Genomic DNA, 12,498 nt, shown 5'->3' on the forward strand with positions numbered 1-12,498 from the left:
GCTTACTCGGCGGCCTCTGCGCGCGGGATCAGCACGGCTTCGATGGCCGCGCGGCTGATGTCGTCATGCTCGGCGATGACGACGACTCGGCCCCGGCGCGCCTCATCTGGTTTCCACGGGCGGTCATACTGATGCCGCACCCGCGCACCAACGGCCTGAACCAGAAGGCGCATGGGCTTGCCCGCCACTGCGGCGTATCCCTTGACCCGCAGGATGTTCTGGGCGGTCGCCAGCTCCTCGATCCGGGCGACAAGCTCGGCCGGATCGGCCAGTTCGGGCAGCTCGACGACGATGCTCTCGAAATCCTCGTGATCGTGGTCGTGGGGGTCGTCGTGGTGGCTCGGGCGCGCGTCCATGTCGTCTTCGGCGGCGGCCTCCAGCCCGAGGATCACGCGCGGATCGACCACGCCTTCGGCGACCTCGACCACCGGCAGCGGGCGCGGCGCCTCGGCGGCGATGACCGCGCGGGCCTTGGCGACGCCTTCGGGTCCGGCAAGGTCGGGCTTGGTCAGCAGGATGATATCGGCGCAGGCGATCTGGTCCTCGAAGACCTCGCTGAGCGGCGTCTCGTGATCGAGCGAGTCGTCGGCCTCCCGCTGGGCGTCGACGGCGGCGACATTGGGGGCGAACCGCCCCGCCGCCACGGCCTCGGCATCGGCCAGCGCGATGACGCCATCGACGGTGATCCGCGAGCGGATATCGGGCCAATCAAACGCCTTCAGGAGCGGCTTGGGCAGCGCCAGCCCCGAGGTTTCGATCAGGATGTGATCGGGCCGCGGATCGAGCGCCATGAGCGCCTCGATCGTGGGGATGAAATCATCGGCCACGGTGCAGCAGATGCAGCCGTTGGCGAGCTCCATGATGTTCTCCGCCGGGCATTCGGGGATCGCGCAGCCCTTGAGGATCTCGCCATCGACGCCGACATCGCCGAACTCGTTGACCACCACCGCAAGGCGCTTGCCGCCGGGGTTGGTCATCAGATGGCGGACCAGCGTGGTCTTGCCCGAGCCGAGAAACCCGGTGATGACGGTGACGGGGAGTTTTTCGAGCGTGCTCATTTTGCGGCCTCCAGCGGCGGGATTCGGGCGATGCAGTTCTTCTTGAAATGGTCGGGGCGCTCGCGCCACGGGATCAGCCCGTCGGGCGTGGCGAGGTAGCGGGCGGCGCCGTCGGCGAGCATCTCGGCGTGGTCGGCCTCGTGCAGATTGCCGTAGACATAGGTCCAGCGGTCCGCCCCGCGCAGGGCAACGGTGCAGCCGCCCTCGCAGTTCTGCAGGCACTCGACGGCGCGCAGGGTCAGCCCTTCGGGCAAGGCCTGCCCGGAAAGCGCCTCGTGCAGCACCTCGCCCGGGCGGCGCCCATCGGCACAGACCTCGCCCCCACGGCGGCAGGTCCTGCAGATCAGCAGCTCGGCCCAGTCGGCCCGATCGGCGGTATCCTTCATCGTTCACACACCCCAGCGGCTGGGGGACAGGGGAAAAGATGGCGGGCGGTCGCGCTGCCTCCCGACACCGGCACACCCCGTCCGGTTACGTCGTCTTGTCGCTGGCAGGTCTCCCGGCTTGCGGATCCCAGAGCGCGCGAGGGTGCGCTCTATCGGCCGTCCTGCCTTCCCAACCCCGGTGGGTCAGTGGCATGAGGCGGCCTCTCCGGTTACGGTCGCGGGGGCGGCTGCGCCTCACCGGGGGGCCCCGGCTGCGCATTCCCTTTTCACCTGTTTACACAGGCACCAGCTCAATGCGAAATGCGCCGGATCGAGGAAGCTTGTCAAGCACGGGAGACCACCGATGACCGATACCCCCGACGAGAGCGCCCAACGCCACGCCGAAAAGATGAAGCGCATCAAGGCCGCACGCGACAAGATGATGGCCACCAAGACCGAGGAAAAGGGGCTGATCATCGTCCATACCGGCGCGGGCAAGGGCAAATCGTCCTCGGGTTTCGGGATGATCATGCGCTGCATCGCCCACCAGATGCCTTGCGCGGTGGTGCAGTTCATCAAGGGCAACTGGATGACCGGCGAGCGCGCATTCCTCACCGAACGCTTCGCCGACGAGTGCCGGTTCTTCGTCTCGGGCGAGGGCTTCACCTGGGAGACGCAGGACCGCGAGCGCGACATCGCGGCGGCGCAGAACGGCTGGCGGATCGCCAAGCAGCAAATCCTCGACCCCAAAATCCGGTTCGTCCTGCTGGACGAGATCAACATCGCGCTGCGCTATGATTATCTCGACATCGACGAGGTGGTGGACTTCCTGCTGGAGCAGAAACCGGAGATGACCCACGTGGTCCTCACCGGGCGCAACGCCAAGCCCGAGCTGATCGAAGCGGCCGATCTTGTGACCGAGATGAGCCTCGTCAAACACCCGTTCCGTGACGGGGTGAAGGCGCAGCTGGGCGTGGAATTCTGAGCGATGCGGCGGCTGGGGCGATGGGTCTGGGGCCGTGTGCCCGGAACGAAGCCGGGCAGCAAATGGCGCAATCTCTTCAGCTATTTCGCGATCCTGCTCATCGCCCTGCTCCTCGCCGAGGCGATCGCCGCGCAATATGGGGCGCCGCTCCTGACCGAGCGCGTCGCGGGGCCGGCGCTCATCGTTCTGGTGGTGGTCTATTTCCTCGTGGTGGTGGTCGGCGTGATCTACCTCACCTCGCGGCACTTCCGGCCCTCGCCCGCCCGGCTGGCGCGCGATACGCTGATCTCCATCGCGTTGACGATCCTCGCCTTCGCGGTCTTCTACCGCAATGCAGGCATCACCCTCACGGGCACCTGCCCCGAGCCCTTCCGGCCGAGCGACGCGATCTATTTCTCGGCCGTGACCTTCTCGACCCTCGGCTACGGCGACTTTCGCCCCTGCCCCGGAACGATCACGCGGCTCACGGCCGCCTTTCACGCGATTTTTGGAAACCTGCACCTCGGGCTTATCGTCGGAGCGGCGTTCTTCTTCGCCCAAGGGGGCAACGACTCAGATGAAGATCGAGACGATGACAACACAGAGGGACGCGGCGGCGATGATGGATGACACGGTCATGAACCGGTTATACGTGCGAACACTCATGCCATCCTCCTTGCGTCTCTACGTCGGCTACACCCTATCATATACCACCCACGGCCTCAGATTTAAAGATCATGTTCCAGCATAACGCATTGATGATTCAGGGGACCGGCTCCAACGTCGGCAAGTCCATGCTCGTGGCCGGGCTTTGCCGCGCGGCGCGGCGGCGGGGGCTCAAGGTCGCGCCGTTCAAGCCGCAAAACATGTCCAACAATGCCGCCGTGACCGCCGATGGCGGCGAGATCGGGCGGGCGCAGGCGTTGCAGGCGCTGGCCTGCGGGCGCGCGCCGCACACCGACATGAACCCGGTGTTGCTCAAGCCCGAGACCGACACGGGCGCACAGGTGGTGGTGCAGGGCAAACGGCTCACATCGGTGCGCGCGCGGGACTACGCGGCGCTCAAGCCGCAGCTTATGGGCGCGGTGCTGGAGAGTTTCGAGCGGCTGAAAGCCTCCCACGATCTGGTGCTGGTCGAAGGCGCGGGCAGCCCGGCGGAGATCAACCTGCGCGCGGGCGATATCGCCAACATGGGCTTCGCACGGGCCGCGAACGTGCCCGTGATCCTCGCGGGCGACATCGACCGGGGCGGTGTGATCGCCCAGATCGTCGGCACCAAAGCCGTGCTCGACATTGACGACGCCGCCCAGATTGTGGGCTTTATCATCAACCGGTTCCGTGGCGATCCGTCGCTCTTCGACGATGGCTACAAGATGCTCGAGGCGCGCACGCGCTGGCGCGGCTACGGGGTGCTGCCGTGGTTCGATGGCGCTGCCCGCCTGCCCGCCGAAGACGCGCTCGACATCTCCAGCGGCGCGCGCGGCGACGGGCTTCATATCGTCTGCCTGCGCCTCTCGCGCATCGCCAATTTCGACGATCTCGACCCGCTCGCCATGGAGCCCGGCGTGCGGCTCACGATGCTGGAGCCGGGCCGCGCGATCCCCGGGGATGCCGATGTGGTGATCCTGCCGGGCAGCAAATCGACCCGTGGCGATCTGGCCTTCCTGCGCGCGCAAGGCTGGGACGTGGACCTCCACGCCCACATCCGGCGGGGGGGGCACGTGCTCGGGATCTGCGGCGGCTACCAGATGCTGGGCCGCGTGGTGGCGGACCCGGACGGCATCGAGGGCGCGCCGGGCTCCGATCCCGGTCTCGGTCTGCTCGATATCGAGACGGTCATGACCGGGGACAAGCGCCTCACCGAGACCCGCGCGGTGCATGTGGCAAGCGGCGCGGCCTTTGCCGGCTACGAGATCCACATCGGGCGGAGCGAGGGGCCCGACCGCGCCCGGCCCTTTGCCCGGGTGGCGGGTCGCCCCGAGGGCGCCACCCGCGCGGACGGGCGCGTCTGCGGCAGCTATCTGCACGGGATGTTCCGCGATGACGGGTTCCGCGCGGCGTGGCTCTCTGGGCTGGGCGCGGAGGCCTCGGGCCTGTCCTATGACGCGACTGTGGAAGAGACGCTCGACGCGCTCGCCGATCACATGGAGGCGCATCTGGACGTGAAGGGGCTCCTCTCAGCGGCCCGCTAACGCCGCCTCCAGCCGGGCCCAACCCGCCGCATCGCCGGGCAGTCCGAGCCGAATCCAGCTTGGCGAATAGGGAAAGATGCGGCTCCAGATATGGGCCGCGGCGAGCCGATCCTGAGCGGCCTGCGCCCCACCAGTCTCATAGGTCCGGAAGAGCGCCGTGCCGCCGACGCCCCGCCAGCCCGCTGCCTCCGCCAACCGGTCCAGCCGGCCCGCATCCCGCAGCAGCCGCGCGGTTGTCTCGGCCTCCCAGGCCCGATCCGCCAGCGCAGCCTGTCCCGCGCGCAGCGCCGGGCCGTTCACCGACCAAGGCCCCGCCCGCTCGCGCAGCCGGTTCGCCATGTCCGCACCGCACAGGGCGAAGCCGAGCCGCAGGCCCGCAAGCCCGTAGAACTTGCCGAAGGACCGCAGCAGGAGCAGGTCCTCCGTGCCGCCGTCAACCCACCGGCCGAGCGATATCTCCGGCGTCGGGTCGGCAAAGCTTTCATCGACCACGAGCAAGCCCACCGCGCGGCGCAGCGCCAGAAGATCATCCGGCGCAAAGGCCCGCCCGTCGGGGTTGTTGGGATTGACCACCACCGCCAGATCGGCCCCGGCAAGATCGCTCAAGCTGGAGACCTCCGAGACCTCCCAGCCAGCCGCGCGCAGAGCGGCGGCGTGTTCGTTGTAGGTCGGGGCGAGGACGCGGGCGCGGCCCGGGGGGCGGAGCCAGGGGACGAGTTGAATCGCCGCCTGCGCCCCCGCCAGAGCCACCGCCGCACCGGGGCAGCCATAGGCCGCGCGGGCCGTCTCTTCGAGCGCGTCAAGCGCCGCCGCAGAGGGCAGCGCCGCCCAGTCCGACCCCTGAAAGGCAGGCAGCGGATAGGGGCGCGGATTGATCCCCGTCGAGAGGTCCAGCCAGTCGCCCGGCGCCCCGCCGAACCGCGCCATCGCCCGCTCCAGATCACCGCCATGATCGCGCATCATCCCGCCCCTTCAGATCGCCGCGAGGCCCAACAGCCCCAGGGCGACAAGAACCATCGCCCGGCGGTAGAGCGCAAGCCCCCGCGCGAGATCGGGGGCCAGGGGATCGGGCGCGCCGGGGTTGAGCCAGGGCTCGTCGCTGCGCTGCCCGCCATATTCGCGCGGCCCCGAAAGCCGCACCCCGAGCCCGGCGGCCATCGCCGCCTCGGGCCAACCGGCGTTGGGCGAACGGTGCTGCGGCGCGTCGCGGCGCATGGTCCGGAGCGCGCCAAGCGGGCGGGCGCTCACGAGCGCAAAGGCGATGCCGCTGAGCCGCGCCGGGAGGAGATTGACCAGATCGTCAAGCCGCGCCGCCGCCCGGCCGAACTGCGCGTAGCGCGCGCTGCGGTGGCCGATCATGGAATCGGCGGTGTTGATCGCCTTGTAGAGTGCGATGCCCGGCAGCCCGAGAAGCGCGCCCCAGAAGAGCGGGGCAACGATCCCGTCGGAGGTGTTTTCCGCAAGGCTCTCCAGCGCGGCGCGGGCGATTCCCTCCTCACCGAGCGCGGCGGTCTCGCGGCCCACGATCATCGAAACGGCCTGACGCGCGCCCGGGATGTCGCCGCGCGAAAGCGGGCGGTCCACCGCGCGGAGGTGAGAGTGAAGCGAGCGGAGGGCGAGGAAGGGCCAGGCAAGGAGGCCGGTCAGGACCACGCCGAGCGGGCCGGAGGGCAGTGCAAGTCCGATCACGAGCGCCGGCAGGCCGGTCGCGAGGACCACCACCACGAGAGCCAATATCCCGCGCGCGTTGCGGACGCTTGGCGCGCCCCGGTTGAGCCGCCCCTCCAGCGCTGAGATCAGCGCGCCGATCCAGGTGACCGGATGCCCGATCCGCCGATATAGCGCATCGGGCCAGCCAATGGCGAGTTCGATCGCCAGGGCGAGGAGCATGGCGGCGGCAAAGCTCATGCCGCGCCCGTCTCGAAGCGCAAAACCCCCTCGAACCCGGCCTCTGCCAGCCGCGCTTCGGCCCCCTCGGGCACGGCACCCGGCGGGAAGATCAGCCCGCGCGCCGATCCGGTATGGGCCCGCAAATGGCCAAGCGCGCCGAGCGCGGCGCAGAGCGCAGGCGTCGGGTCGTCCTCGGGGCCGCGCAGAGCAGTGGTCCGGGCGGCGGACTGGCTCGCGAGGGCCGCGAACTCGGCGAGATCCCCGGACCCGCGCCACGCGTCGATCAGGTCAGCCACGTCGGGAAAGGCGGCGTCTTGCGGCGCGGTGCGCAGCGGCGGCCCCCAGAAACCGCCCAGAATCTCGCAGCGTGGCGGAGTCGGCAGCGCGCCCAGAGCGTGGCCCTCGCGCGGCGCCCAGAGCACCGCATCGGGGCGCGGCAGCATCAGCGGATCGCTTGCCCCCTCGGTGGCCACGCAGGGGCCGGCCAGAGCCGCGTCGCACGGATGCCCGGCCGCGCCGGCCAGCGCGAGAAGCGCCGCCGTCGAGGCCCCGGCCCCGCCGCCGGGGGGCATCTCGGCCTCCAGCCGGTAGCGCCCCGAAACCGGCCCGCCGAGCGCCCGCAAAAACGCCGCCGCACGCGCCTCCGGCAGCAAAGCAGGCGGATATTGCTCAAGCGAAAAATCTCCCGGCCCCAGGGCCTCGGCCCGGACGCCGAGCGCCGCGCAAGGCAGCGTGATCAGCACGACAGGCCCCTGCGGGCCAAGCCGCCCCTGTAGCCACTCGCCGAAATGGCCGGCCACCCGAACCGTGTGCGCCGCTGTCACGGTGCCACCCAGTTCACGCAGGAAATCGACCACGCGCCGCCAATCCGCCGCAGCCGCGTCAGCGACAGGGGCGCGATCTCGAAGGCGAGCGCGGCGGGCGCGCCGGTCACCACAGCCAGCGCGGCGCGCACGGTCCCGGCATGGGCGACGACAACGGCGCGGGGCCCGGCCCCGGCGATCTCTTCAAGGGCGGGGGCGATCCGGGCGGCTGCTTCGGCAAAGCTCTCACCACCGGGAGGCCGCCGCGCGGCCAACTCGGCCCGGCTCAGAGGCCCCAGATCGGGGATCTCCTCGAACCGCAGCCCGTCATGCCTGCCGAAATCCTGCTCCCAGAGCCGCGCATCGAGCACCGGGGCCGGCCCCCCAAGCCGCTCCGCCGTCTGCCGGCAGCGCAGCGCGGGGCTCGCGTACCACGCCCCGCCCCCCGCGAGCGCCGCCCGAACCGGCGCAAGCGGCGCCTCCGCAATCGGGGCCAGCGGCGGATCGATCCGCCCGCAAAGCCGCCCGCCATGATCGGCCGGGGCATGGCGGACGAGGATCAATTCGGAAACCTTCGGGGACGGGGCGTCAGCGGGCATTCTGGGCTTTCCATCGGGACGGCTTTTTGATTTGTCACGTTCGCATGGGAAAGTCGATCCTCATCACCGGCGGGGCCCGGTCGGGCAAAAGCGCGCTGGCCGAACGGCTGACGCTGGGCCTTGGGCCCGCGCCGATCTACATCGCCACGGCAGAGGCGGGCGATGCCGAAATGGCCGCGCGGATCGCCGAGCATCAGGCCCGCCGCGGCGCGATTTGGCAAACATGGGAGCGGCCGGACGATCTGCTGGCCGCGCTGCGGCAGAGCGATGGCGAGGCGCCGAGGCTCGTCGATTGCCTCACGCTCTGGCTCAGCAACCGCATGTTCGCCGGCGCCGACTGGGCGGGCGAAGCGGCCGAGATCGCCCGCGCCCTGCCCGGCCTGAACGCCCCGGTTGTCTTCGTCACCAACGAGGTCGGCGGCGGGATCGTCCCCGAAAACGCGCTCGCCCGTGCGTTCCGCGACGCGGCGGGCCGGGTGAACCAGATCATCGCCGCCGCCTGTGACGAGGTCTATCTGACCGTCGCGGGCTACCCAGTGAAAGTGAAACCGAATGCCATCCTGCCCTGAATTTTCCTCGCTCGACGCCATCGCCGGCTGGGCCGAAACGCTACCCGCCTTCGACCGGGCTTCCGCCGAGGCGGCCGCCGCGCGCCAGATGACGCTGACCAAACCGCCGGGCTCTCTGGGGCAGCTTGAGGCGCTCGCGAGCTTCCTTGCCGGGTGGCGCGAGACGGGTCGCCCCGTGATCGACACGGCGCAAGCTCTTGTTTTCGCGGGAAACCACGGGGTCTGCGCTCAGGGCGTCAACCCGTTCCCGCAGGAGGTCACGGCGCAGATGGTCGCAAATTTCGAGGCCGGCGGCGCGGCGATCAACCAGCTGTGCGGCCTTTCAGGCGCGGCGCTCACCGTGATCGCGCTCGATCTCGACACTCCCACCGCCGACATCACAGAGGCGCCCGCGATGAGCGAGGCCGACTGTCTGGACGCCATGCGCCGGGGGGCGGACGCCGTGGATCCCAACGCCGATGTGCTGCTGCTGGGCGAGATGGGGATCGGCAACTCGACGATCTCCGCTGCGCTGTGCCACGCGCTTTTCGGGCTGGACGCCGCCGACTGGGTCGGCCCGGGCACCGGGAGCGACGCCGAGGGGCGGCAGCACAAGGCCGAGGTCGTCTCCCGCGCGGTCGCGCGGCACGCGGGCCTTTCGCCGATTCAGGTTCTGGCGGCGCTTGGCGGGCGGGAGCAGGCGGCGATCTGCGGCGCGGTTCTGGCGGCGCGGGCGGCGCGCATTCCGGTGTTGCTCGACGGCTACATCTGTTCGGCCGCCGTGGCGCCGCTGCACGCGGCTGATCCGGCGCTTCTCGCCCATTGCCTCGTCGGCCACCTGAGCGCCGAGCCGGGCCACGCGCGGTTGCTCGATGCCCTGGGCAAGACCGCGATCCTCAATTTCGACATGGCACTTGGCGAGGGCACGGGCGCGGCGCTGGCGCTCAACATCCTGCGCGGCGCGCTGGCCTGTCACAACGGCATGGCGACCTTCGCCCAGGCCGGGGTCGCCGGCGCGGAGAGCGCGGAGGCATGAGCGCCCTGCGTCAGCGCGTGGCCGAGCTGCGACTGGCGCTGATGCTACTGACGCGCCTGCCCTCGGGGCAGCTGGCGGAGCCGGCGCCCAGCCTCGCGGCGGCGCGGTGGGCCTATCCGCTCGCGGGGCTTGTCGTCGGGCTCGGGACCTGGGCGGGATTTGCTCTGATGCTGGCGCTCGGCGGCACACCGGGCATGGCCGCCCTAGCCGCGCTTCTGGCCGGCGCGCTGCTCACCGGCGGGCTGCACCATGACGGGCTGGCCGATTTCGCCGACGGAATCGGCGGCGGGCGGGATCGCGCCCACTGCCTTGAGATCATGCGCGACAGCCGGATCGGCAGCTACGGCGTCCTCGCGCTGGTCCTCGTGCTCGCCCTGATGGGCACGAGCATCGCCGCGCTCGGGGACCGCGCCACGATCGCGCCCTTCCTCGCGCTGGCCTGCGCCAGCCGGCTCTTCATGCTCGGCGCGATGACCTGGCTGCCGCCCGCGCGGGCGGACGGGCTGGGCCACAGCGCGGCCGGGAGCGGCGCGCGCGCTCTGCTTCCGGGCCTTGCGCTTTGCGCACTGCTGATCCTGTTCGCCGGGCCCGCAATGGTCGCCGCGCTGGCCCCGATGGCCCTCATCGTCTTCACCACCGCGCGCCTCGCCCGCCGCCGCATCGGCGGGCAGACCGGCGACGTGCTTGGCGCGGTGCAGCTCCTCACGGAGTGCGGCGGCTGGGTCGCGCTGGCGCTGATGCTGTGACGGGGATGGTGGGTGATGAGAGACTCGAACTCCCGACATCTTCGGTGTAAACGAAGCGCTCTACCAACTGAGCTAATCACCCGATCCCGGCGCAAATAGCGCAGGAGCGGGGCACGTTGCAAGGTCCAAATCTGCGGTAGCCACAGCGGACCCGCCACTCGCCCCTGATCAACGCGGAACTGCCCTCCACCATCCGGAAGCGCGCCCACGGAAACGCCGCGCAATGCGCAGAATTTCAACGAAATTCGCGCCGGCGGTCGCTGTCCGCGGATCCCGAGATTTGACCCTACGTCAATAGAGGTGCATTCTACGGTCAATCTATTCTCGCTCGGCACGACTGTTTTCAGGATCCCAAGGAGAAGGAGTACGATCATGGAAAAATCCGTTTTATCATACGCTATCGCACTGATTTGCCTCGGTATGACAGTAGCGCCCATGGCCCAGGCCGCGCCTCTATCCCCCCTCGATGTCACGGCCCTTTCGAGCGGCGGAGTCTCACCCTCTTCTTCCGGAGGCGGCGGGGATGACGACGACGACGACGACGATGATGACGATGAAGACGATGGCGGGGATTTCGATCTGTCGCTTCGCTTTTACACGAACGGGACGCTGGAGGCGCGCGAGCTGCTGTACTCGTTCCCTCTTGACCGTCTGGATTTAGGCGGCGGAAGCTCGGTTTCGATCAACCTCACAGGCACGCTGGTCAATGACCTGACCACCGATCCGCCCTTCATCAACGACTTCCCGCAAAGCCCATGGGACTCGACAATCGATAGCGGCTATGAGTTTGCCCTCGAGTTCCAATTCGACAGCACGCCGGGCTACGCCGGTTTTACCCCCGTGCTCCGGCCGTTCATCCTCATCCCCTCCGACGGTGACGAGGAGATCGGGGTGGACAGCTCTCTGCGCTGGTCTTCCGACCGGTACTGGTGGGAGGTGGGGCTCAGGATTCCGGTCTTTAGCTCCGACACGGAGCACGATACCGCACCCGCGGGTTTCCTTGGCATCGGGCTCATCGTCTGGAACGGCGCCCCCGACCACGGCGGGCTCGACTTCCCGGACGCAGCGCATGACCCCGATACCGAACTGGTGTTCACCAATTTCGATGCGACCGTGACCTTCACCCCCGCGCCGGTGCCCTTGCCCGCGTCCCTGCCTCTGCTGGTCATCGGTCTGGCCGTTTTAGGCACAGCGGGGCGGGTCAGGCGCGCTTGCGCCTGACTGCACCCTCGGTCGCGCGCGCCCCTTCAGACCGGCGCGGCGCGGCGTAGGCTTTGGAAAAGCGGCGGGAAGCGGGTCATGCGGCGGCTGGTTTCGTCCCAGAGTTTCCAACGGAAACAGCCCACCACATCGCGCCAGCCGATGTAAACCGGATCGAGTTCGGCCCGGAGCGCCCGGTGGCAGCGCTTGAGCTCGTAGCTCGGGATCGAGGCGTTGAGGTGGTGCAGGTCGTGGTAGGCGATGTTGGCGGTTGCCAGATCGAAGACCGGCCCGAGATCGATCACCGCCGAACCCTCCAGCGCCGCGGCTTCGAAATCGCGCTCTTGATGCGCCGCCCAGTAGACCGTTTCGAAATTGTGCTGCACGTAGGGAATGAGCCCGCCGAAGGAGCCGGCCAGCACCAGCGCCGCCCCCCAGATCGGCAACGCGATCCAGCCGAAGGCAAGCACCAGCCCGCCGAGGAGCGCCGCGAGCAACAGGTTGTGCAGCACGATATCGCCGAGGCCCGATTTCATCACGTTGCGCGGCCAGCGGAAGCGGATGAGATAGAGCAGCGTCGGGCCCACCAGAAAGAGCGTGACGGGCGAGCGGTAGAGCCGGTAGACCAGCTGTTTCCACAGGGGCGCGGCCTCGAATTCGGCGAGTGTCATGATGTAGATCTCAGAGGCGCCGCGCTCGTCGAGGTCGCCGATATGGGCGTGGTGGAGGTTGTGGTTGTAGCGCCCGGCCTTGTAGGGCGTGAGCGTCAGCGGCGAGAGCAGCGCCCCGACCCGGTCATTGAGCCGGCGGCTCTCGAAAAACGAGCCGTGGCCGCAATCGTGCTGGAGCATGTAGAGCCGCACCCCCGCCACCGCCGTCAGCACCACCCCGGGCACGAGGATCCAAATCTGCGCGCGACAGGCGATCGCGGCGATCAGGGCGCCGAAGAACAGCGCCAGCGTGGGAAGTAGACTGCACCAGGCCTTGGCATTGCTGCGCACCGCATAGGCGCGCGAAGCCGAACGAATTGACATCGCAATGGTCCCTCAAATTCCGGCCCGCAACGGGCCCTTTAGAAAATAAGAGACACATTAACC

14 protein-coding genes, 1 tRNA gene and 1 riboswitch are annotated in these 12,498 nt (G+C 69.2%); of the genes, 7 read left to right on the forward strand and 8 right to left on the reverse strand.

Annotation, left to right across the window (positions count from 1 at the left end):
• Positions 1-2: 2 nt before the first annotated feature.
• Together cobW and BM353_RS14580 are read right to left on the reverse strand one after the other, a co-directional pair.
• A complete protein-coding gene (gene cobW, locus BM353_RS14575) occupies positions 3-1,058 on the reverse strand; it encodes a cobalamin biosynthesis protein CobW (RefSeq protein WP_092082148.1) in 1,056 nt (351 codons plus the stop codon).
• Positions 1,055-1,444 (reverse strand): DUF1636 family protein, encoded by a 390-nt coding sequence (locus BM353_RS14580; protein ID WP_092082150.1) that lies wholly within the window; start codon positions 1,442-1,444, stop codon positions 1,055-1,057. Before BM353_RS14580 ends, cobW begins: the two co-directional genes overlap by 4 nt.
• Positions 1,445-1,530: 86 nt before the next feature.
• A riboswitch (cobalamin riboswitch) is annotated at positions 1,531-1,749 on the reverse strand.
• Positions 1,750-1,787: 38 nt separating this feature from the next.
• On the opposite strand from BM353_RS14580, the gene cobO reads away from it, so the two are divergent.
• From cobO to BM353_RS14595, 3 genes are all read left to right on the forward strand, one after another.
• Positions 1,788-2,408 (forward strand): cob(I)yrinic acid a,c-diamide adenosyltransferase, encoded by a 621-nt coding sequence (gene cobO, locus BM353_RS14585; protein WP_092082152.1) that lies wholly within the window; start codon positions 1,788-1,790, stop codon positions 2,406-2,408.
• A 3-nt stretch (positions 2,409-2,411) separates the two neighbouring features.
• On the forward strand, positions 2,412-3,017 hold the full coding sequence (locus tag BM353_RS14590; protein WP_092082154.1) for a potassium channel family protein: 606 nt from the start codon (positions 2,412-2,414) through the stop codon (positions 3,015-3,017).
• A gap of 107 nt (positions 3,018-3,124) precedes the next feature.
• On the forward strand, positions 3,125-4,579 hold the full coding sequence (locus tag BM353_RS14595; protein WP_092082155.1) for a cobyric acid synthase: 1,455 nt from the start codon (positions 3,125-3,127) through the stop codon (positions 4,577-4,579).
• Here BM353_RS14595 and cobD read toward each other — a convergent pair.
• Genes cobD through BM353_RS14615 form a run of 4 tightly spaced genes read right to left on the reverse strand, consistent with a single transcriptional unit; the run spans position 4,565 to position 7,871 of the window.
• Positions 4,565-5,539 (reverse strand): threonine-phosphate decarboxylase CobD, encoded by a 975-nt coding sequence (cobD, locus tag BM353_RS14600; protein ID WP_092082224.1) that lies wholly within the window; start codon positions 5,537-5,539, stop codon positions 4,565-4,567. The genes BM353_RS14595 and cobD overlap by 15 nt on opposite strands.
• Positions 5,540-5,551: 12 nt before the next feature.
• Positions 5,552-6,487: an adenosylcobinamide-phosphate synthase CbiB gene (gene cbiB / locus BM353_RS14605; protein WP_092082157.1), complete on the reverse strand. Its 936-nt coding sequence runs from the start codon at positions 6,485-6,487 to the stop codon at positions 5,552-5,554.
• The gene (locus BM353_RS14610) at positions 6,484-7,293 is read right to left on the reverse strand and encodes a propanediol utilization protein (protein WP_245759670.1); all 810 of its coding nucleotides are present in this window, start codon (positions 7,291-7,293) and stop codon (positions 6,484-6,486) included. Before BM353_RS14610 ends, cbiB begins: the two co-directional genes overlap by 4 nt.
• Positions 7,290-7,871, reverse strand: coding sequence for a histidine phosphatase family protein (locus tag BM353_RS14615; RefSeq protein ID WP_092082159.1), 582 nt, complete (start codon positions 7,869-7,871; stop codon positions 7,290-7,292). The genes BM353_RS14610 and BM353_RS14615 overlap by 4 nt, the downstream gene beginning before the upstream one ends.
• 44 nt (positions 7,872-7,915) lie before the next feature.
• Between BM353_RS14615 and cobU the strand changes: the two genes are divergently transcribed.
• Genes cobU through cobS form a run of 3 tightly spaced genes read left to right on the forward strand, consistent with a single transcriptional unit; the run spans position 7,916 to position 10,201 of the window.
• Positions 7,916-8,440 (forward strand): bifunctional adenosylcobinamide kinase/adenosylcobinamide-phosphate guanylyltransferase, encoded by a 525-nt coding sequence (cobU, locus tag BM353_RS14620; protein ID WP_092082161.1) that lies wholly within the window; start codon positions 7,916-7,918, stop codon positions 8,438-8,440.
• Positions 8,424-9,455, forward strand: coding sequence for a nicotinate-nucleotide--dimethylbenzimidazole phosphoribosyltransferase (cobT, locus tag BM353_RS14625; RefSeq protein ID WP_092082163.1), 1,032 nt, complete (start codon positions 8,424-8,426; stop codon positions 9,453-9,455). Before cobU ends, cobT begins: the two co-directional genes overlap by 17 nt.
• Positions 9,452-10,201 carry an adenosylcobinamide-GDP ribazoletransferase gene (cobS, locus tag BM353_RS14630; protein WP_092082165.1) on the forward strand — a complete coding sequence of 250 codons (750 nt, stop codon included), beginning with the start codon at positions 9,452-9,454 and terminating at the stop codon, positions 10,199-10,201. Before cobT ends, cobS begins: the two co-directional genes overlap by 4 nt.
• 6 nt (positions 10,202-10,207) lie before the next feature.
• Here the strand turns inward: cobS and BM353_RS14635 are convergent.
• Positions 10,208-10,283 (reverse strand) — tRNA-Val (locus tag BM353_RS14635).
• A 338-nt stretch (positions 10,284-10,621) separates the two neighbouring features.
• On the opposite strand from BM353_RS14635, the gene BM353_RS14640 reads away from it, so the two are divergent.
• The gene (locus BM353_RS14640) at positions 10,622-11,422 is read left to right on the forward strand and encodes a VPLPA-CTERM sorting domain-containing protein (protein WP_143104177.1); all 801 of its coding nucleotides are present in this window, start codon (positions 10,622-10,624) and stop codon (positions 11,420-11,422) included.
• A gap of 26 nt (positions 11,423-11,448) precedes the next feature.
• Here BM353_RS14640 and BM353_RS14645 read toward each other — a convergent pair whose 3' ends face one another.
• Complete coding sequence (locus BM353_RS14645) at positions 11,449-12,435, reverse strand: fatty acid desaturase (RefSeq protein ID WP_092082169.1); 987 nt, start codon at positions 12,433-12,435, stop codon at positions 11,449-11,451.
• Positions 12,436-12,498: the final 63 nt, after the last annotated feature.

Origin of the sequence: Poseidonocella sedimentorum (assembly GCF_900116005.1) — a bacterium.
In the GTDB taxonomy this organism is placed as follows: domain Bacteria; phylum Pseudomonadota; class Alphaproteobacteria; order Rhodobacterales; family Rhodobacteraceae; genus Poseidonocella; species Poseidonocella sedimentorum.

Coding starts and splice junctions, on each gene's coding strand:
- cobW (WP_092082148.1), bottom strand. CDS start 1,058: ATGAGCACGCTCGAAAAACTCCCCGTCACCGTCATCACCGGGTTTCTC.
- cobO (WP_092082152.1), top strand. CDS start 1,788: ATGACCGATACCCCCGACGAGAGCGCCCAACGCCACGCCGAAAAGATG.
- cobD (WP_092082224.1), bottom strand. CDS start 5,539: ATGCGCGATCATGGCGGTGATCTGGAGCGGGCGATGGCGCGGTTCGGC.
- BM353_RS14590 (WP_092082154.1), top strand. CDS start 2,412: ATGCGGCGGCTGGGGCGATGGGTCTGGGGCCGTGTGCCCGGAACGAAG.
- cbiB (WP_092082157.1), bottom strand. CDS start 6,487: ATGAGCTTTGCCGCCGCCATGCTCCTCGCCCTGGCGATCGAACTCGCC.
- BM353_RS14640 (WP_143104177.1), top strand. CDS start 10,622: ATGACAGTAGCGCCCATGGCCCAGGCCGCGCCTCTATCCCCCCTCGAT.
- BM353_RS14580 (WP_092082150.1), bottom strand. CDS start 1,444: ATGAAGGATACCGCCGATCGGGCCGACTGGGCCGAGCTGCTGATCTGC.
- BM353_RS14615 (WP_092082159.1), bottom strand. CDS start 7,871: ATGCCCGCTGACGCCCCGTCCCCGAAGGTTTCCGAATTGATCCTCGTC.
- cobS (WP_092082165.1), top strand. CDS start 9,452: ATGAGCGCCCTGCGTCAGCGCGTGGCCGAGCTGCGACTGGCGCTGATG.
- BM353_RS14645 (WP_092082169.1), bottom strand. CDS start 12,435: ATGTCAATTCGTTCGGCTTCGCGCGCCTATGCGGTGCGCAGCAATGCC.
- cobU (WP_092082161.1), top strand. CDS start 7,916: ATGGGAAAGTCGATCCTCATCACCGGCGGGGCCCGGTCGGGCAAAAGC.
- cobT (WP_092082163.1), top strand. CDS start 8,424: ATGCCATCCTGCCCTGAATTTTCCTCGCTCGACGCCATCGCCGGCTGG.
- BM353_RS14595 (WP_092082155.1), top strand. CDS start 3,125: ATGTTCCAGCATAACGCATTGATGATTCAGGGGACCGGCTCCAACGTC.